Here is an 18,744-nt window from a genome sequence, read left to right on the forward strand (position 1 = left end):
AAAAAATGGAATATTGGATTATTCTCAATGATGAATCAGACGGCTCAGGAATTGCTGTGCTCGTTCTTCTCTGGGGTTGTCAAAAAATTCAGCGGCGGTGGCCTCTTCCACAATTCGGCCTTCGTCCATGAAGATGACCCGGTCCGCAACTTCGCGGGCGAATCCCATCTCATGAGTAACGACGACCATGGTCATGCCATTATGGGCAAGGGAACGCATAACATCGAGGACTTCTCCGATCATCTCGGGATCAAGTGCAGAGGTAGGTTCATCAAAAAGCATGATTTTGGGCTCCATGGCGAGTCCTCTGGCGATGGCTACCCGTTGTTGCTGTCCACCGGACAACTGGGAGGGATAACTGTCTGCTTTGTCTGCAATGCCCACTCGGGTCAGATACTTCATTGCCGTTGCGGCTGCCTGTTCTTTGGGTTGTTTGCGCACCTTCATCGGTGCAAGGGTAATGTTATCGATGACTTTTTTGTGAGGATAGAGATTGAAGTGTTGAAATACCATCCCGATGTCACGGCGGAAGAGGTTAATATCCACCTTTTTCTGATGTAGAGGGATCCCACTGACGACAAGTTCACCTTCGGTAATGGTCTCCAGGCGGTTAATACAGCGGAGTAACGTGCTTTTGCCGGAGCCGGAAGGTCCGATAATGACGACGACCTCTCCTTCTTCGATGTGAAGATGGATATCCTTGAGGACATGAAAATGACCGAAATGCTTCTGGACACCCCTAAATTCAATCAAGAGTACACCCCATCCTTTCTGCAACGTCTGTTTGTAAAAGGGATAATAAGGAATAAATTGAAACTAGTTATTTAATCATACATAGTCATCCTGCTTATGGCAATTGGTTTGTTATAAAACGTGACATAAGTAATGGAGTTTCTAGGGCTATAGCCAGTAAATGTGTTATATATCTGTTATGTTATTAAAACTCTTGTGACGAATCCTGACAGAAAAATGAATCTAATCTCCTAGTTGTTTACCAACCTTTGGAATAGATGTATAGAGTATACTGGAAGTGATGTTTGATTTATGACTCTGATCAACAAAACAAATAGCATCAAGTTCCACGTGTACATGGCAAGAAAGCTCAACCCTGCACATCACGCCGTTGATATGATGGAGCGAGAGAGCATCCGTTTGAACGTAAGTAAGGAAAGTAAAAGCGATGTATGGATCCCATAACAATTCCATTACAGGTAGAGAGGATGATTCTGCACGATGAATACATATCACTCCCCATTATCGACAGGAGCAAGTGCCCAGACCAACGTTCGAGCTTATGAAGCCGATTTGCCTGTCATTCCTGCTCAGGATTTTCAGCTTACAGACTATGGAGCTGTTGGAGACGGCGTAACGGATAACACAGAAATGTTTCGGCTTGCCATCGCGGCGTGTGCCGAAGCAGGAGGTGGCAGAATTGTGATTCCTGCCGGGGTATGGCTAACAGGTCCAATTGCACTGCGCAGCCGAATCGAGTTACACGTGGAAGCCGGGGCGTTAGTTACGTTCAGTCGAGATTTTGATCAATACCCATTAATTGCGTCGAGCTTCGAGGGCTGGCAGGCTGTTCGTTGCCAATCTCCGATTGATGGTGATCAACTGGAGGATATTGCGATTACCGGTAAGGGGATATGGGATGGTGGCGGTGAAGCTTGGCGACCAGTGAAACGTTCGAAAATGACCACTTCACAGTGGAACCGATTGGTGGCTTCGGGTGGTGTTGTTGAGCAATCCGGTGGAGATGAAGAGATCTGGTGGCCTACCACAGCTGCACTTGAAGGCGGTACCATTGCGAATCGTTTGCATCAGGAGCAGGTACGTGATGTGGCATCCTATGAAGAGGTAAGAGACTTTTTGCGCCCTAACATGGTCAGTTTACGGAGATGCAAGCGGGTATTGCTGGACGGTCCAACGTTCCAGAATTCGCCTGCATGGAATCTCCATCCCTGGGCATCCGAGCATATCACCATTCGTAATGTGAGTGTGCGGAATCCGTGGTTCTCCCAGAATGGAGATGGGCTGGACATTGAATCCTGCCGTCATGTGGTGGTGGAACAAAGTGTATTCGATGTCGGTGATGATGCGATCTGTCTAAAATCAGGCAAAGATGCTGAAGGTCGTGAACTGGGTCTTCCATCGGAGTTCATCACCATTCGGGATTGCACCGTGTACCACGGTCATGGCGGGTTTGTCATTGGCAGTGAAATGTCCGGTGGCGTGCGGCATGTGCGAGTAACGGATTGTACGTTTATCGGCACAGACATTGGACTTCGCTTCAAAAGCGCACGTGGGCGCGGCGGGGTAGTTGAGGATATTCAGATTGAGCGCATCTATATGAAAGATATCATTATGGAAGCGATCTCGTTTTCCTTTTTCTATGCGAATCAGGAAGGGTCTGCCCGGGGCAGTGACCTGTCTCAGGAGATTAGTGAAGAGACTCCGGTGTTCCGTGATATTCGAATATCGGATGTGGTCTGTGCCGGTGCCGATACTGCGTTGCTCGTGAGTGGATTGCCGGAATTGCCTTTGGATGGCGTGATCATTCAGCGCTACAGCGTACAAGCCCGCAGTGGAGTCCAATGTGCTCATGCGAAACATCTGCATATCGCTGAATTGCAGGCGCAGATCACCGAAGGTCCGCTGATTCATTTGCACCAGTGCAAAGGGGCGGAGTTAGAGCGCATTCAGGGCAAGGGCGCGGATGGCCGACTTCTGATGGTGACAGGACACGAATCCGCAGGCATTGTGTGCCGAGAAGGTGATGCAGACACAGACGGTCGCCAGATCTCTGTTGGTCCTGAGGTGAGAAGTGGCGTGATCATTCGCAGGTAAAAGCTATGTAATAAGGTTTATACAAGTTGGTCAAATTCAGCCGCAGTGGCGTAGCCATATATCCAGTAATCGTGGTGCTTCACGATATAAGGAATACGTAATCTCTGGAGCAAGGCTACCCACTCGGCTTCTATATGATGTGGTCTGAGGATCTACCGGTGTTCCTTGCGATAGCGCAAAGGCGTTGTACCGGTGACCTGTTTGAATGTTTTGTTAAAATGAGCCGTATGCTCGAATCCTACCTTTTCTGCGATCATTTGTACACGCTCTTGTGTGGAAAGCAGTCTTCGCTGTGCCTCTCGGACCCGGACAACACGCAAGTATTCGCTGAACCGAAATCCGGTGAATCGGCTGAACATCCGACTCAGATAGGATGGACTGATATAAAAGCGATTAGCTGCACCCTCCAGAGTGAGTGGTTCCGTATAGTTGCTATTCACATAAGTGACAATTTCACTGATTTTGTCCTGCATCGGATGCAAAGGACCAGGGCATGACTGCCGGATGACCTCCTCTACCCGATGAATACGGATCAAAAGTTGGGCAAGCAGACTTCGTACCGCAATCTCATAATGAGGGCGGCGTTCTTTGCATTCTTGCAGCATCTGCCACAATATGCGCTCCATCTCGGGCTGTTCCGCCTCAGGCAGACGAAGCAGTCTGGAACAATCAAATGGCAGCAAACCACATATGCCGAGCTCCATCCCCGTTGCAAAAGCAGGCGAAAAACCGATTAGAATTCGTTCAAAGCCGGGAATGCCTCCTTTGGAGGTCGTATGTACATCATGAGGATTGATCAGAATGAAATCACCCTTGCGAGCGGCCAGAATCTGACCATTCATGGAATAGACTCGTTCTCCTTTGAGCAGGTAATACAATTCGTAGAATGGATGAGCGTGAGGCTGTGACATACCGTTCCCGTCATGTCTGCGCATATGTTCAATGGTAAATGCATGTTCACCGATTCGATATTTGGGTCCAATCCGATCCTCTATGAGACTCATGGTACAGCTCCTCTCTGCTTCACGGATTAACAGCGATATCCATATCATAACGGAAAATCCATCTTTTTGTAAACGCTGTCATTGGAGGTCCATATTTCTTTAATCTTATGGATGAAAATCGGGAGAACGAATCTGGCATGCCCCATGTGTGCTGTCAAGGTGACAAAACCTGAATGATGTTTTAGAGTAGGGAGAGTGAGGCGAAACTCCGGATAGGGAGTGTCTCCAATATGATTTGGAAGGAAGGAAACAGGTTATGACGACACATGAATTATCGCCATTGGTTGCTGCGCTCAATATGCAACCTCACGTTGAAGGCGGTTGGTATAAGGAAGAATGGAAGGCATCGTATCAGATTCCACAATCCGTTCTGCCTGATGCGTACTCCGGCCCAAGATTCTCGGCTAGTTCCACGTATTTCCTGCTGCATGCGCATGAAATCTCCGAGTGGCATACGGTTCTATCGGATGAACTTTGGCTGTGGCACAGTGGCAGTCCCATCGAACTGAAGCTGGGTGGCAACGGGGAGAACCCGGAGAATGAGGAAGTTCTCATTCTGGGTATGGATATTGCTGCGGGACAATCGCCACAGGTGCTCGTTCCTGCCGGCGTATGGCAGACTGCACGCCCGCTGGGTGATGAGCCTGTGCTGGTAACATGCGTGGTAGCGCCAGGTTTCCACTTTGATGATTTCAAGCTGGTATCCAAAAGCGAATAGAATTCATATCAAAACTCCCGATCCGAGATGCTCAGGGCATCCGTATCGGGAGTTTTTTGAATGATTTGAATGATATAGTTAAAAGTTAAAGTTGTCGGGATCAGAACCAAAGCGTTTGTTTTCGTTCAGGCCGTTAATCTGCTCTATTTCTTCAGCAGTCAATTCGAAATCGTAGAGATCGGCATTCGCGCGAATACGCTCAGGTGTAACGGATTTCGGTATGGTTACGATGCCGTTCTGCAGATCCCAGCGCAGGATCACTTGTGCAGGAGACTTGCTGTATTTGGCGGCGATGTCCTGAAGCAATGGGTGATCCATCAGATGACCTTGTCCGAGCGGGGACCAGGCTTCGATCTGAATCTGATGTTTGTTGCAGTATTCACGAAGCTCTGACTGAATCAGCAGTGGGTGAAGCTCCACCTGATTGACTGCAGGTTTGATCGTGGCATCAATCATCAGATCTTCCAGGTGATGAATCTGGAAATTGCTCACGCCGATCGCACGGATGCGTCCTTCATTGTGGAGTTTTTCCAGCGCTCGCCATGTATCTTTGTACTTGCCCTTAACCGGCCAATGGATGAGATAGAGATCCAGATACTCCAGTTCGAGTCGTTCCATGCTGGCTTCGAAGGCAGCTAGCGTGGATTCATATCCCTGATCGTTATTCCATACTTTAGTGGTAATGAACAGATCCTCACGAGCCACTCCAGATTCACGAATACCCTGAGCGACACCGGTTTCGTTGTTATACGCTTTGGCTGTATCAATGCTGCGATAACCAGCTTGAATGGCCGTTTTGACAGCTTGAACGACTTCGTCTCCGTCTTTAACTTTGAATACCCCAAAACCCAGCCATGGCATTTTGACTCCGTTATAGAGCGTGGTTGTGTCCTGCACGTGTTTCATGATCCGAAATTCCTCCTCTTATTGATCCATCATTGTTCCACTATGTAATTACCCTGCTGTTCGGCGGCCAATCGATATAGAAGGGGCCGTCTTGATTGATTATACTAAAATACTCCTGGTATTGGAAAAGGAAGCGATCCATTTTACGAAGTAAACACTCCAAATGTCCTTTTTTGCCAAGCAGAGGTTTGGTTTTGACGCTTGTGGGTGATAAGATGAAGTATACGAAATATGGAAGTTAAGACTTCGCTAGTGGAGAGTTTATATAAGAAACGAAGAAGTGCAGGGACTGTTCCGGGCCGTGCGATTAATCATAAAGGAGCAAGATTACAATGGCTAAACCTAAACAAACCAAAAAAGCTGCAGCTTGGTCTCTCGTGGTGATGGGAGCTGGATTTGCTGCATCATTGCCGTTCCAGGGTGTTCCTGTGGGCAAGTTGCTGGTAGGATCGTTTGAAGCGGGACTCGTGGGTGGACTTGCGGACTGGTTCGCAGTTACGGCACTATTCCGTCACCCACTCGGTATTCCCATTCCGCACACGGCATTGCTGCCGAAAAATCGGGATAAAATGACGGAAGGTCTGGTCTCTGCAGTAGAGAATAACTTGCTCAACAAAGACAGTATTACCCAGAAAATCGCAGATTTCAAAGCAGCAGAGACGGTGCTCGATACGTTGACACGTGAGCTTCACAGTGACGGGCTCAAGACCATGATTGATACGCTTTGCAAACGAATTCTGGCGGGTCTGCCGTTAGAACAGATTGCTCCGCTCGTAGCGGGTGAAATCAAGTCACAGGCTGATGCCTTTGATCTGGCCCCGATTCTGGAACGGGCTGCTCACCAGATGACAGAGCGAGGTTATGACGCGAAAGCGCTGGACTACGGATTGAAGCAAGCCGAGGAGTGGCTGGTTAAGCCCGAGACGATCATGTTTTTGGGTGAAAGCGGCATGAAAGCCATCAGCGGCATACAGATGAACGGATTAATGCAATTTGCGATGAATGCGTTCCTGGGTTATATGAACGAGGAGCGTCTGGGTGGCATTTTACAAGGATATCTCTTCGACCGGGTAGAGGATATGAAACGTGAAGGCAGTGCTTTGAGGTACAAGGTGCTTGATATGGTACGTACCCAGACGGTGCGCATCGCTATGAGCGAAGGTGTGCAAGAGGGTATGAATAGCTGGAAGAACAACATGCTTGAGGGCTGGAACGCGGAGGAGACTGTGCTGAACAAGCTCACTGAAATGAGAGATAAGGCGCTCGCCGCGATGGAAGACGGACGTTATGTAGATACGTATGCACTGCCAGCCATTGAACGGGTATTATCTGACTTACGTGCAGATCATGAATTGATGACAAGCATGAACGCGAAGATAGTGGAGGGCGTCACCACGTTGCTGGAGAAGAACCATTCCAAAATCGGTAATCTCGTGCGCGAGAATGTGGACAAAATGGACAATGCTACTTTGGTTTCGATGATTGAAGATAAGGTTGGACAGGATCTGCAATGGATTCGGATCAACGGAGCCGTTACCGGATTTGTTATCGGGATTGCGCTGACTGCGCTGCAGATGGCATTGGCATAACAATGTACATCGAAGAGCCGCCCGTGAAAAATGGGTTAGGCTCTCTTTGATATGCGCATATGGCCAAATTGAGGGAGACACAGATAGTGATTTCCTTTTTATTTGGAGGTTAACTTTCTCGCATGCCCAGGCAGATCGTCAGCAGTAACCTCTTCCCAGTGTGTTACACCACGCAGAGAAGAAGCATACAATTTCAAGTAAGCACCATTTTTAAGTATCTTACTGGTAGAAAAATGTAATGTTGTGGATTTCCCCTCTTCTGTGTAGCCGACCAGTTCATAGGCGTATCTGCCGTTGTCATCTTTGTTGACTGTAGGCTGATTAACAATGGTATAGTAGGTTGTTTTGCCAGCAGGGTTATCGGGAGTCAGCTTGGCCGGATCCATGAAGAAGAGCCACAGGCAAGTCAAAATAACAAGTATCAATGCGAGAATGGTGAATGCTTTTTTCATAATCTTGTACTCCTTGTTCTTTGTTTATTTAGGATGATACGATATCCCTGTACTTCAGGCGACGGATGGACCAGGTCGCGAATATAAGAATAAAGAGACTATTCATCAATAGAAAGATGATATTTTCCGAGGGAGTTAGCCCCTTTTGGCTGAGTACACCCATGCCTATGGTTAACAGGGAATAGGGGAATAACATGCCGATTTTTAGCACATACATACCTAATCCCAGAAAGACCGCACATAGGCTGATGCCAATTGGCGTCGCGAAACTTCGTATCCGGATGGATAACCCCAGTTGCAGTGCGGCAATGGAAATGGAGGCGAACCACCCTCGCAGACTCCACATCACTGTTTCCATCGGGAATGGACCCGGAATGGAGAAGAGTTGGCCTGCTGTCCAGTACATAAGCATGAAGAATGCTTGCGCCGAGAAGATTAGTACGCCGACAATCATTAACTTGGCAACAAACAGGCTGGAGACCGATATTGGAGAAGCCAGAATCATGTTCCAGTTGCGATTGTTGTGTTCCAGGCGGCACACAAAAGCACAGCAAATGGCGATCAGGATGGGTAGAAAGAACTCTCCGTAAAATAAGCTGACTTGCGTCCACAAACTGTACCAACCGTTTTGCAAGGCGGCTTGATTGAAATAAAAGTTAAAGCATCCGATCAGCAGGCTGATGATTGGCAGAATTGCCAGTACCAGACTGATCCGGGAATGCCGAAGTTTAAGCCATTCGGCGGAAATACTCCTCAGCATGTGTTTTCCTCCTCAAATCTCTTGTCTTGAAGCATGGATATTCCCGGCAAAATAGAAGATGCCAGCCATTAATAGGGCAGCTATGAAAAGACCGGCGGGCAGCATACCCGATACATAGGTACCCGAAGATGCAGTGTAAATGTACGTGATCGGATTCAGATCCATATAGTAGGACCAAATGAAAAGGTGACGAATACCAGCTGGGAACAACCCTGACGTTGTTCCGATAAATCCGCCCAGCATACCAAGACATAATGCAAAAGCCTGATTGCGTACCGTAAGGGACAACCATTGCTGAAGAGCGGTTATCGCGAGCGTAGTCAGCAGTGTGCCTACAGCGAATTGCACAAGCAGGGAGAGTGGTAACGGACCGGGAATATTTTTGGACAGACCGAAACCTACAATGAATACAGCTTGCGCAAGGATACCGTACAAGATCAAGCTGTTCGCACATATATATTTAGCTGTATAGACATGATTGCGTCCGGTATTGGTCGTCATTAGCATTTTCCACGTGCTCCCCTTATGCTCCATATCGCATATGCGGGACACAACGATAGCCGATATAATCGGCAGAAACAGACCGTTCATGGAAGCGATGCTGAAGATCAAGGCTTCCCAACTCGCATTAGTAGCACTCCGGGAGATGGAGATGCTCATGGACATGGAAGCCCAGATCATCTCTGCAGCAAGAAACAAAGTTAACATGACCCAAATCTTTTTGCGACGGATTTTGAAATACTCCAACGATAGAGCTTTCATTACAGACTCCGCTCCTTTCCGGTCAGATCTAGGAATATATCTTCAAGACTTTTCTTGTGTTCCTCAATACGGATTACGGGAATATCGTGTTCTACCAGCAATTTGTTCATCCGCGAGACTTGCTCGTCAGAAAGATAGTCAAATACTAGCTGTTTTCCCTGGACATTGGGCATATAACCTTGAGTCAAAAGGATTTTCTCTGCCCTAGCAGGGTCGGCCGTCTGAAAACGAATCGTGGCTTTGTTACTGGCCTGAAGGCTCTGCATTGTTCCCTGAAATAGCAACTTGCCATCACTGATTATGCCCACTGAGGTGGCAATCTGTTCGATCTCTGACAAGAGATGGCTGGATAGTAGCACGGTTATACCATATTGCCCTGGAAGGGACTTGATCAATTCCCTGATCTCACCGATCCCTGCGGGGTCAAGTCCGTTCGTAGGTTCATCCAGAATAAGCAGGCTCGGGAAGGCGAGCAGGGCCATAGCGATACCAAGACGTTGCTTCATGCCCAGTGAATACTGATCGGCTTGTTTATGTTTTTGATTTTCAAGCCGGACAATTTTGAGAGCTTCATCAATATTTTTCGAGGGTACGTTACGCAGTCGCTGCATGACTTTCATATTCTCGAGGCCAGTCAAATGTCCGTAATAGGAAGGGGATTCAATCAATGAACCAGTCTGATTCAGAATGGAAGGACGATGTTTATTCAGGTCTTTGCCGAACATCTTGACGTTGCCTTCGGTAGGTTTTATCAAACCCAATAGCATTTTTAACGTGGTTGTTTTACCAGCGCCGTTTGGGCCCAGGAAGCCAAAAATTTGCCCCGTCTCAACAGCCAGATTAACCTGGTGTACACGGTTAGTACCGCCATAAGATTTGGACAGATTATGAGTCTGTACGATGGGGGATATACTCATCATTGATCTCAACTCCATTTCACTAGTGTCTCTGTTGCTCTAAATATAGATCAGACTTCTTGCTCGTGGCTGAAGATAACCTTACATTTACCTTAAATGAAAATGGAAAATATCGGGTGAATGCCTTTATCATGTATAATGAAAAGGGTGATATGAATGGATATAATGAAAAATAAAAAAATATTGATCGTTGATGATGAGCCCGAAATACGGGAAATGATTGAACGTTTTTTACGTAAAGAAGGTTTCTTTCGCGTCTACACAGCCGACAATTTCTTGAATGCTCTGGCAGTATGCAGGTTGGAAAAGCCGGATGCAGCCATTCTGGACGTGATGCTTCCCGATGGGGATGGCTTCTCCCTGCTCTCTTCGATTCGGTCATTCTCGGACATGCCTGTCCTGTTCCTGTCTGCACGTGGTGAAGACGAGGATCGACTGCTCGGACTGGGCCTGGGAGCGGATGATTACATGGTCAAACCCTTTCTTCCGAGGGAGCTGATCCTCCGGCTGATGGCTATTCTGAAGCGGGTATATGCCTCCAATATGGTGGAGAGATTGCCTGTATTTCGTTTGGGTGGACAAACCATTGATTTGGAAAGCGCTGTTGTACAGGGGATAGACAGGGAGCTTCCGCTGACAGCCAAGGAGCATGCCATACTGATCAAGTTGTATGAGAACCAGGGCCGGATTGTAACCAGTGATGCCCTGTGTCAAGCTGTATGGGGCGATGAGAGTTATGGTTACGAAAATACATTAATGGTGCACATTCGGCGGATCCGGGAGAAGATCGAGGAAGATCCATCAAAACCTGTATTTTTACTAACTGTTCGGGGACTTGGCTATAAACTGATAGTTCAGGAGTCTTGGTAAATGGATGGCGTTGTTCGAATTCTAAGAAGGTTTGTCGGTTCTACCATTCTTGTATCTGTGGTATTGTTGCTGTTCAATCTGATTCTGCTAGGTTCGCTGATCTTTAAGGAAATTCATGAGGGCCCTTCCCCTGGCGCAGTTGTGGAGCAGATGGCCAGTGGACTGAGTAAGGACGAGCAGGAGGGTTATGCGCTAAACAGCGATGGAATGCAATTGCTGGATACCTATCAGGCTTGGGCGATGCTGCTTAATCCAGAAGGTAAGGTACAGTGGAGTGAACGGCTCCCGGCTGAAATTCCGCGCTCGTTTAACGTAGCAGATGTTGCGAAGTTTTCCCGATATTATCTTATGGAATATCCGGTGTATGTGTGGGAGCGTGAAGACGGATTATTGGTGGTAGGCTACCCCAAGAATACGTATGGAAAATACCAGTTCGACTTTCTTGCAGAATGGCTCAAGTCATTGCCTGTTCGAATTTTACTGTTATTGGTATGTAATGTAGCACTTGCCCTTCTGGTATCCGTATTAATTGGAGCACGGGTAATCCGGAGTATTCGACCGTTGGTTCAAGGTATTCATGCACTTGCAAAGGAAGAACCTGTCCATGTCGAGACCAAGGGTTTATTTAGTGATTTGTCTCAAAGCATCAATTCCACATCTCGAATGCTTCAGGACAAGGATGACGCTCTCAAAGCAAGGGATGAAGCCCGATCCAACTGGATTGCTGGCATCTCTCATGATATACGGACACCATTGTCAATGATTCTGGGTTACGCGAGTGAGCTGGAGGAGCAATCGGATTTACCAGCCGAGCAGAAACAGCAGGCAGCTATTATTCGTCGTCAGGGTGAACGTCTGCGGTCACTGGTCAGTGATCTGAATCTGGTATCCATGCTGGAGTATGAGATGCAGCCCCTACAGTTGAAGTCGATTCGACTCTCCGTACTGGCAAGGCAGGTTGTGTCGGATTTTTTGAATAATGGCCTGGATGAACGTTATCCGATCTCGCTACATGTTCAGGACGAGAGTCTTCATGTTATGGGGGATGAGCGATTGCTGTATCGAGCAGTAACGAATTTGGTACAAAACAGTATTAGGCATAACCCGGACGGGTGTGAAATTGTGCTGGAAACAATGCGTGCAGTGGAAGATTGCTTTTGTGAATTTGTGGTATCTGATGACGGAAAAGGTATTCCCAAAGAGTATTTAGACGATGTGGTAGTTCTCCCGTATACTGCAGGCCGTGTGCGTCCCTCACGCCAGGGACATGGACTGGGCCTTCCAATGGTAGCTAGGATTTCGCAAGCCCATCGGGGAAAGCTTATTCTTGAGAGTGAAAGTGGAGAGGGATTTAGGGCTGTATTGAAGTTGCCTGTAAGTTAGAAAATACCTGTATAGGGGCAGGTGTTTAAAATTTAATACATGTAACAACGTAATAACGAATCATGTTAGAACATAGAGATTGTCTTTTGTTTTTCTAAAATGATAAAAAATCCCAAAAAAGTATTTACAAAAAATAGCAAGTTATGCTAGAGTAAGGACATAAAGTAATTACACAATTTAGTAAATATGTAATTAAGTGTAATCCAATTTAACCTTGGTGTTTAGCTTTTTATAAGCTATACATATAAAAAAATTGAATGGAGGTTTTCTCAATGAAACAATTCAATCTCGAAGCATTGGGAGCAATCGAGGACATCAGTGATGACGAGCTTATGGTCATTACAGGGGCGGTATCGGTAGTTGATGCTCAAGCTAGCGGCGGTGTATTCTGTACGGTAAGTCACGAATGTCATTATAATTCGGTTTCACCTTCTTCCTGGCTGACTTGTTGTTAAATTTTACTCTCATCTTCAAGCACATAGCTGATTTCAGTTATGTGCTTGAATTTTTTGTATGGGATTTTGAGCACCAAACCATCAAATAGACGGGGAGATAAAACGATGAGAATATATGAGCGGTTAAATGACTCCCGCTGGAGTGATGCACTCTACTTAACGGAGAAATACAAGCAGTTTGTGCAGCGATATGCTACCCCGGTTCCCGGCAATATCTCGTTTAGCAGGGAGACTGTTGCTGATATGAATGAGGAAGATACACCAGTCAGTGATCAGATTTTTAACATGCCTGTAGAACAAGCTTCTGATCCTGGAAGGATGCAGCTATGGCTTGACAAATTTTTTCAGGATCAGGAGCAATTATTAGATCGCTTCAGGGCTGAATCGATGAATGTTGATACAGTACAGGCTTTGTTTAACGATACGGGCTTCACGTACGACTTTGCACAGATGCCCTGGCATCAGGAACTCCGGAAAACATTCCTTGAGAATGAGCATCTGGAGATCGAATATTTTATTGAGGGTGATACGGAAGAAATTCCGTTTTTTGAGTTTTCCAGACCCTTTCTGCAACGATCGATTCAGATCATGACAGAAGGCTTGAATGATGGATATGACTGGCTGGACAAAAGGCGTGTTACAGGGCTTGTTCTGAAGACAGTCTCGGATAAAGTTTTCCACATGTCTGCCAAAACATTAATCTATGAATTAAATAAGGCGAGATTGCAAGAGGAATTGAGAGGTGCTGATTCCCGTCAGCGGTATCAACACTTTGTAAGCCAAAAAATACAGTCCAGAGAACAGATCCTGACCCTTCTACTGGAATATCCTGTTCTTGCCCGTGGTATTGTTGAGCATACCCTACGTATCAGCCTTAATATGTTGCGTGTTTTGAAGCGCTTGACGAGAGATCGTCATGAACTAGAGTCCTTTTTCGAATTCAGGCTGAATAAGCTGGAGGACATCGTATTTCTTGGAGATTCCCATAATGGTGGAGCCAGTGTATTGCGATTGAAGTTTGCTGAAGGGGTCAATGTCATGTACAAACCAAGGGATATGGCGATCGACACCGCTTTTGCTGAACTCTTGCAATGGTTTAATGATCAGCAGATCGGGTTGCCGTTCCGTATAGCCAAATCGCTGGATCGCTCCGAATATGGTTGGCAGCAGTTCATTTCGTATGAGGAAGTCAATAGTCTGGAGGGAGTGGAACGTTTTTTTGAGCGGCAGGGGCAGTATCTGGCTATTCTGTATGCCGTTAACGCAACAGACATGCACATGGAGAACATCGTTGCCCAGGGTGAGCATCCGTTCTTCGTCGATCTGGAATCGCTGCTGCACAATCAACCTTTCAAGTACACGGAGGTGAAGGACCACTATACGGCGCTCGAAAAGACCCTCTCCATGTTGAATGACTCAGTGTTAAAAACAAGCATGCTGCCCACGTTGGACTCGAACGCTTTGTATCACAGTGATCTGAGCGGGCTCGCAGGAGATGTGGATCAGGTACTCAACACGTATGAGATTCACGATAAAAACACAGATACCATGAGAATAAAAAGAAGCAAGGTGAGTGTAAGCCGATTCAGCCACCTGCCTTCGTATGAACATACACCAATTAAACCAGAGCGATATATCCAAAGTTTGAAGGAAGGCTTCTATCGCATATACAGTGCCATCATGGAGCAAAAGGAGTTATTTATCGCGAAAGTTCGCCATCATTTTCATGGCTGTGCTGTACGGACCATTGTTCGTCCGACCGTTACGTATTTTACGCTGATTGAAGCTAGCTCCCATCCAAGATATCTCAGAAACGGGCTGGATAAGAGCCTGTTGTTCGACATGATGTGGATGATTGTTCGGCAGGATCGTAATCGTGAAAAATTGGTGAGATATGAATGCCATGATCTATTACACGGAGATGTGCCCATGTTTCAGACCTTTATAGGCCATAAAATGTTGTTTCACCACCACGATAACAAAGCGATTGACGGCGTTTTTTCTTCCGATATTCTAACGCAAACCGAGGATAAAGTGCGGGCAATGAATCAGGAAGACATGGATATACAGTGGGAGTTTACTGAGCGGACACTCCAAACCAAATATGTACTGGAACGCTCTTTCGCCATGGAGAAAAGTACGGCAAGCGTCCGACTGGAAAAATTGAATGAACATCGTATACCCATGACTAAAGAAGAATATCTGCAAGAGGCGGTAAGAATCGGGGAGTACATAAAAGATATTGCTATTATGGGGGATGACGGCCGCTCGGTGTCATGGATCAGTATGGGTATGGATGTAGATGAGAAGTTAATCTATAAATCTTCCGAGTTAGGGTTGTACAACGGGGTGACGGGCATTGCCTATTTCTATCTTTATTTGGGTCAGGAGACGGGTGACAACAAATATATGCAGATGGTTGATCTGTGTATCCAGACAGCCTGGGAAATGATTCGAAAAAAAATCGATAAAAACATCTCATTGTTCACTGGCTACGGATCACTCCTCTATCTGCTGATCCATAAAGCTAAATTATGTTCGGAACCTGGGATCAATCCGGATACGCTGGAATTGCTGGATATACTGGGTGATATGATTGATAATGATCAGCACTTGGATGTAATCTCAGGTTGCGCGGGCACTTTGATGACATGTGTGGACATGTATATGAGCTTTCAGTCGCAAAAAGCGCTGGACGTGGCTGTACGATGCGGAGAACACTTGCTGAATCTTGCACAGCCGATGGATCATGGTATTGCTTGGGTGACGTCAGCGATTAATAAAACACCACTTAGTGGCATTGCGCATGGGAATGCAGGCATCTGCCTGAGTCTGGCTCGTCTGTATAATGCTACAGGCAACAAAGCCTATCTTGAAACTTGCATGGAGGGACTGAAATATGAGGATGCCCTCTACAGCCCGAGCGTAAACAATTGGAAAGATCTGCGGTTCACCGACAGCAACGAGCCGGAAGAGCATTATGTCATGTACTGGTGTAACGGCGCACCCGGTTTGGGTATCGCTCGCCTAGGGATAGCGCAGCAATTGAGCTCATTGGGAGCTGTGGATTCAGTAGAGGAGGATATCCGCAAAGCGGTAGCCAAGACGATGGAAGACGGATTTACAGAAGTTAGCTATTCGCTCTGCCATGGGGATATGGGAAATCTGGAGTTGATGCTCCTGGCAGCCGACTACTTGCAGGATGGAGCATTGGAGGAGTACTCATACCAGATGGGAAGCTACATTATGACACAGGTGAGAAATGATAACCTTCATTGGAGATGCGGTATTCCCGGACGTCAGCAAATCCCAGGACTGATGCTCGGACTCGCCGGTATTGGGTATCAATTGCTGCGATTGTATAACCGTGACCTGCCTTCAGTATTGATGATGGAGGGACCAAAACGTAAGGAAATGAAGGAAATGGGGCAGACATACGCTATGGAGACGGCATCCGCTCAGCAGCAGATGAACACTACGGAACAGCCATCCCACTTGGGGCAGCACTATGCCTGAACGGCCTGTATTCCGTCTGCGCCGGAAGAGACAACGCAAAGTCCCTGTCAAACTGCAAATGAACCAATATGATTGTGGTCCCAGCTGCTTGCATATGTTGCTCGCCTATCACGGCTACGAAGCGGATTTCACCGATCTGAAGGAACGTTTTGCGATGCTGGGCAACGGTCGGGATGGCAGTTCCATGCTCAAAATGAAAGAGGTTGCCCAGACCTATCACTTGAAAGGGGTAGCCAAGAAAGCCCCTGTTGAATCGCTCGACAATGATTTCCTGCCGGTCATTTGTTTCTGGGAGGAGAGACATTTTGTCGTGCTTGAGCGGATCAAGACGGGTGGTCACTTCATCATTGTTGACCCGGCTTTGGGAAGACTGGTGATCAGTAAGCGGGAGTTTGCGGAGAAATATTCAGGTATTTTTTTGCTCGTATATCCGGATGAGGGTTTTGTACCCTTGTCCGAGAAAAAGATAAGTAAAGTGGCGTACTTCAAGGATTTGATTCGCAGTAACAAAAAATATTTTATATGGACCGTTCTGCTCGCTCTGGGGCTGCAACTGGTTTCGGTGGCCTTTCCGTTCCTGATGCAAGTCTCGATCGATGCAGCTACAAGCGGTGAGGGATACTCGCTATTTCCTGTCCTGATCACCAGCATTGTGCTGTTAACCCTGTTCCAGATCGGCTTCAGTTATATGAAGGATATGTGCATTGTACGGCTTCAGGAATTACTGGATTCTCAGCTGACGACAAGCTTTGTTTCACATATGCTCAGACTGCCTTATCAATATTTCGAAATCCGCTCCCGTGGAGATCTGATGCTCCGGATTAACAGCAACACGACCATCCGGGAAATTTTGTCCCAGAAGATGATCTCTACGCTGATCAACCTATTTTTAATTGTTGTGACATTCACGTATATTGTGATCCAGTCCCGGGTGATCGCATTCACGTTGCTCGGTGTAGGACTGATACAGATTCTTATTTTTGTATACACTCGCAGCAGATTCAAGAAGCTGACACAAACCCAGATTGTAGCCCAGAGTCTGGCTGGATCGTTCATGACGGAGGTATTGGAAGGCATCTCGACCATCAAATCACTAGGGATTGAGGATCGTACTGGGGAGAAATGGAGAGCGTTATTCAAGCGTCAGCTGGCAACGGTCAAGGAAAAGGCAATTTTTCAGACGAGAGTGAATACCGTGACAAACACACTGAACTTTATGACACCGATGCTGATTCTGCTGGTGGGATTATATCAAATTATGCAGGGAAATATGACGCTCGGCATGCTCGTCTCATTCCAGTCTCTGGCCGCGCTGTTTCTGGGACCGCTGAACTCGCTTGCCTTGATGCTGAACGAGTTCGTGATGGCGGATGCCCTACTGGATCGAATCTATGATGTCATTCAAGCCGAAGAAAGTAACAAATTCAAGAAAAAGTCAACGCCTGCCCTTCAAAACGTGAAGCTTAACGGGGATATTACGATCGATCAGGTCAGCTTCAGGTATACGGAATACGGAGGAGATGTGCTGAAAAACATCAATATCACGATTAAGGCAGGGCAGAGGGTCGCACTGGTTGGCAAATCAGGTTCAGGAAAGAGTACCCTTGCGAAACTGCTGGTAGGGCTGTATACTCCCGCACAGGGAAATATCTATTTCGATGGGTTGAATGTAGAAGAACTGGAACAGCAGGATATTCGCAGCCAGATCAGTATCGTGCTTCAGGATAACTTTGTCTTTAACAACACAGTGTATGACAACATTAGGTTGCATGCAGAGGAGTCGACGACGGAGGATGTGATGATCGCAGCGAAGCTGGCGGACATTCATGCTGATATTGAGAAGATGCCGATGAAATATAACACACTGATCTCCGAGGCGGGTTCGAATCTATCCGGAGGGCAGAAGCAGCGGGTGGCTCTCGCACGGGCACTGGTGAGCAGACCCAAAATTCTTCTGTTGGATGAGGCAACCAGTGCGTTGGATACTGTCACAGAGGCTACTATTGCCCATAATCTGAACATGTTGAAATGTACCCAGATTATCATTGCCCATAGGCTAAGTACAATTCGAAGCGCGGACACCATATATGTACTTGATCAGGGCGAACTCGTTGATGCCGGAACACATGACGAATTGATTGGGCGGTGTGAACGGTACAATGATCTCGTATGTGAACAATTAGCTGAGACTGGGGTTAAACAGTATGGATAAGGCTTAAATGGGAGACAGTAGGCTTTCTTTTCTGCACACTATGTGTTGAGGAGAAAGCTATTGTCGTTATTTTTTTCGATATATGTGGATAAACGGAGATGTTAGATGATACATATTTTAGAATGATGGGTAATGTACACCAAAGTGTTCTATTTGAATCATATAGGAAGAAAGTTACATGAAAACGATTCTGTCAGCCGATGTGGTCCATGTTGATTTTGTACTATGATGCAGGTAACAGATGAACAAGGTGTATTTCACATATAGTGAGTTCTACCGTTCAACCATGAGGGGGGATCCGTATTAAACGTACAGGATGGCTAAGAGGTTTATCCGCACTGATAATGGTGTTT

The 18,744-nt window shown here is 46.7% G+C and carries 15 protein-coding genes; 8 read left to right on the forward strand and 7 right to left on the reverse strand.

Features of this window, described 5'->3' with window-relative positions; all coding sequences use genetic code 11:
- Positions 1-24: 24 nt before the first annotated feature.
- Complete coding sequence (locus AC4G47_RS02015; protein WP_421893485.1) at positions 25-753, reverse strand: amino acid ABC transporter ATP-binding protein; 729 nt, start codon at positions 751-753, stop codon at positions 25-27.
- Positions 754-1,233: 480 nt separating this feature from the next.
- On the opposite strand from AC4G47_RS02015, the gene AC4G47_RS02020 reads away from it, so the two are divergent.
- On the forward strand, positions 1,234-2,847 hold the full coding sequence (locus AC4G47_RS02020; protein ID WP_491104522.1) for a glycoside hydrolase family 28 protein: 1,614 nt from the start codon (positions 1,234-1,236) through the stop codon (positions 2,845-2,847).
- Positions 2,848-2,999: 152 nt separating this feature from the next.
- Here AC4G47_RS02020 and AC4G47_RS02025 read toward each other — a convergent pair whose 3' ends face one another.
- Positions 3,000-3,851 carry a helix-turn-helix transcriptional regulator gene (locus AC4G47_RS02025; RefSeq protein ID WP_491104523.1) on the reverse strand — a complete coding sequence of 284 codons (852 nt, stop codon included), beginning with the start codon at positions 3,849-3,851 and terminating at the stop codon, positions 3,000-3,002.
- Between the two features lie 256 nt (positions 3,852-4,107).
- Here AC4G47_RS02025 and AC4G47_RS02030 point away from each other — a divergent pair, with 256 nt between their 5' ends.
- Positions 4,108-4,569 carry a cupin domain-containing protein gene (locus tag AC4G47_RS02030; protein ID WP_336763991.1) on the forward strand — a complete coding sequence of 154 codons (462 nt, stop codon included), beginning with the start codon at positions 4,108-4,110 and terminating at the stop codon, positions 4,567-4,569.
- Positions 4,570-4,647: 78 nt separating this feature from the next.
- Here AC4G47_RS02030 and AC4G47_RS02035 read toward each other — a convergent pair whose 3' ends face one another.
- A complete protein-coding gene (locus AC4G47_RS02035; RefSeq protein WP_458125036.1) occupies positions 4,648-5,475 on the reverse strand; it encodes an aldo/keto reductase in 828 nt (275 codons plus the stop codon).
- Positions 5,476-5,807: 332 nt separating this feature from the next.
- Between AC4G47_RS02035 and AC4G47_RS02040 the strand changes: the two genes are divergently transcribed.
- A complete protein-coding gene (locus AC4G47_RS02040) occupies positions 5,808-7,064 on the forward strand; it encodes a DUF445 domain-containing protein (RefSeq protein WP_491104525.1) in 1,257 nt (418 codons plus the stop codon).
- A gap of 98 nt (positions 7,065-7,162) precedes the next feature.
- On the opposite strand, the gene AC4G47_RS02045 is transcribed toward AC4G47_RS02040, so the two are convergent.
- Genes AC4G47_RS02045 through AC4G47_RS02060 form a run of 4 tightly spaced genes read right to left on the reverse strand, consistent with a single transcriptional unit; the run spans position 7,163 to position 9,955 of the window.
- Positions 7,163-7,516: a YxeA family protein gene (locus tag AC4G47_RS02045; protein WP_491104527.1), complete on the reverse strand. Its 354-nt coding sequence runs from the start codon at positions 7,514-7,516 to the stop codon at positions 7,163-7,165.
- Between the two features lie 28 nt (positions 7,517-7,544).
- Positions 7,545-8,276, reverse strand: a complete 732-nt coding sequence (locus tag AC4G47_RS02050) for an ABC transporter permease (protein ID WP_491104528.1) — start codon at positions 8,274-8,276, stop codon at positions 7,545-7,547.
- A 12-nt stretch (positions 8,277-8,288) separates the two neighbouring features.
- A complete protein-coding gene (locus AC4G47_RS02055) occupies positions 8,289-9,038 on the reverse strand; it encodes an ABC transporter permease (RefSeq protein WP_491104529.1) in 750 nt (249 codons plus the stop codon).
- Positions 9,038-9,955, reverse strand: coding sequence for an ABC transporter ATP-binding protein (locus AC4G47_RS02060; protein WP_491106623.1), 918 nt, complete (start codon positions 9,953-9,955; stop codon positions 9,038-9,040). Before AC4G47_RS02060 ends, AC4G47_RS02055 begins: the two co-directional genes overlap by 1 nt.
- A gap of 156 nt (positions 9,956-10,111) precedes the next feature.
- Between AC4G47_RS02060 and AC4G47_RS02065 the strand changes: the two genes are divergently transcribed.
- The 5 genes from AC4G47_RS02065 to AC4G47_RS02085 all read left to right on the forward strand — a co-directional run bounded on the left by AC4G47_RS02065 (position 10,112) and on the right by AC4G47_RS02085 (position 18,391).
- A complete protein-coding gene (locus AC4G47_RS02065; protein WP_491104530.1) occupies positions 10,112-10,825 on the forward strand; it encodes a response regulator transcription factor in 714 nt (237 codons plus the stop codon).
- Positions 10,826-12,208: a sensor histidine kinase gene (locus AC4G47_RS02070; RefSeq protein ID WP_491104532.1), complete on the forward strand. Its 1,383-nt coding sequence runs from the start codon at positions 10,826-10,828 to the stop codon at positions 12,206-12,208.
- A gap of 272 nt (positions 12,209-12,480) precedes the next feature.
- The gene (locus AC4G47_RS02075) at positions 12,481-12,663 is read left to right on the forward strand and encodes a type A2 lanthipeptide (protein ID WP_491104534.1); all 183 of its coding nucleotides are present in this window, start codon (positions 12,481-12,483) and stop codon (positions 12,661-12,663) included.
- A gap of 105 nt (positions 12,664-12,768) precedes the next feature.
- A complete protein-coding gene (locus AC4G47_RS02080) occupies positions 12,769-16,179 on the forward strand; it encodes a type 2 lanthipeptide synthetase LanM family protein (protein WP_491104535.1) in 3,411 nt (1,136 codons plus the stop codon).
- Complete coding sequence (locus AC4G47_RS02085; RefSeq protein ID WP_491104536.1) at positions 16,172-18,391, forward strand: peptidase domain-containing ABC transporter; 2,220 nt, start codon at positions 16,172-16,174, stop codon at positions 18,389-18,391. Before AC4G47_RS02080 ends, AC4G47_RS02085 begins: the two co-directional genes overlap by 8 nt.
- Positions 18,392-18,744: the final 353 nt, after the last annotated feature.

Source organism: Paenibacillus sp. Negev47 (assembly GCF_058313655.1).

Coding starts and splice junctions, on each gene's coding strand:
- AC4G47_RS02060 (WP_491106623.1), bottom strand. CDS start 9,955: ATGAGTATATCCCCCATCGTACAGACTCATAATCTGTCCAAATCTTAT.
- AC4G47_RS02035 (WP_458125036.1), bottom strand. CDS start 5,475: ATGAAACACGTGCAGGACACAACCACGCTCTATAACGGAGTCAAAATG.
- AC4G47_RS02050 (WP_491104528.1), bottom strand. CDS start 8,276: ATGCTGAGGAGTATTTCCGCCGAATGGCTTAAACTTCGGCATTCCCGG.
- AC4G47_RS02080 (WP_491104535.1), top strand. CDS start 12,769: ATGAGAATATATGAGCGGTTAAATGACTCCCGCTGGAGTGATGCACTC.
- AC4G47_RS02055 (WP_491104529.1), bottom strand. CDS start 9,038: ATGAAAGCTCTATCGTTGGAGTATTTCAAAATCCGTCGCAAAAAGATT.
- AC4G47_RS02040 (WP_491104525.1), top strand. CDS start 5,808: ATGGCTAAACCTAAACAAACCAAAAAAGCTGCAGCTTGGTCTCTCGTG.
- AC4G47_RS02070 (WP_491104532.1), top strand. CDS start 10,826: ATGGATGGCGTTGTTCGAATTCTAAGAAGGTTTGTCGGTTCTACCATT.
- AC4G47_RS02045 (WP_491104527.1), bottom strand. CDS start 7,516: ATGAAAAAAGCATTCACCATTCTCGCATTGATACTTGTTATTTTGACT.
- AC4G47_RS02025 (WP_491104523.1), bottom strand. CDS start 3,851: ATGAGTCTCATAGAGGATCGGATTGGACCCAAATATCGAATCGGTGAA.
- AC4G47_RS02085 (WP_491104536.1), top strand. CDS start 16,172: ATGCCTGAACGGCCTGTATTCCGTCTGCGCCGGAAGAGACAACGCAAA.
- AC4G47_RS02075 (WP_491104534.1), top strand. CDS start 12,481: ATGAAACAATTCAATCTCGAAGCATTGGGAGCAATCGAGGACATCAGT.
- AC4G47_RS02030 (WP_336763991.1), top strand. CDS start 4,108: ATGACGACACATGAATTATCGCCATTGGTTGCTGCGCTCAATATGCAA.
- AC4G47_RS02020 (WP_491104522.1), top strand. CDS start 1,234: ATGAATACATATCACTCCCCATTATCGACAGGAGCAAGTGCCCAGACC.
- AC4G47_RS02065 (WP_491104530.1), top strand. CDS start 10,112: ATGGATATAATGAAAAATAAAAAAATATTGATCGTTGATGATGAGCCC.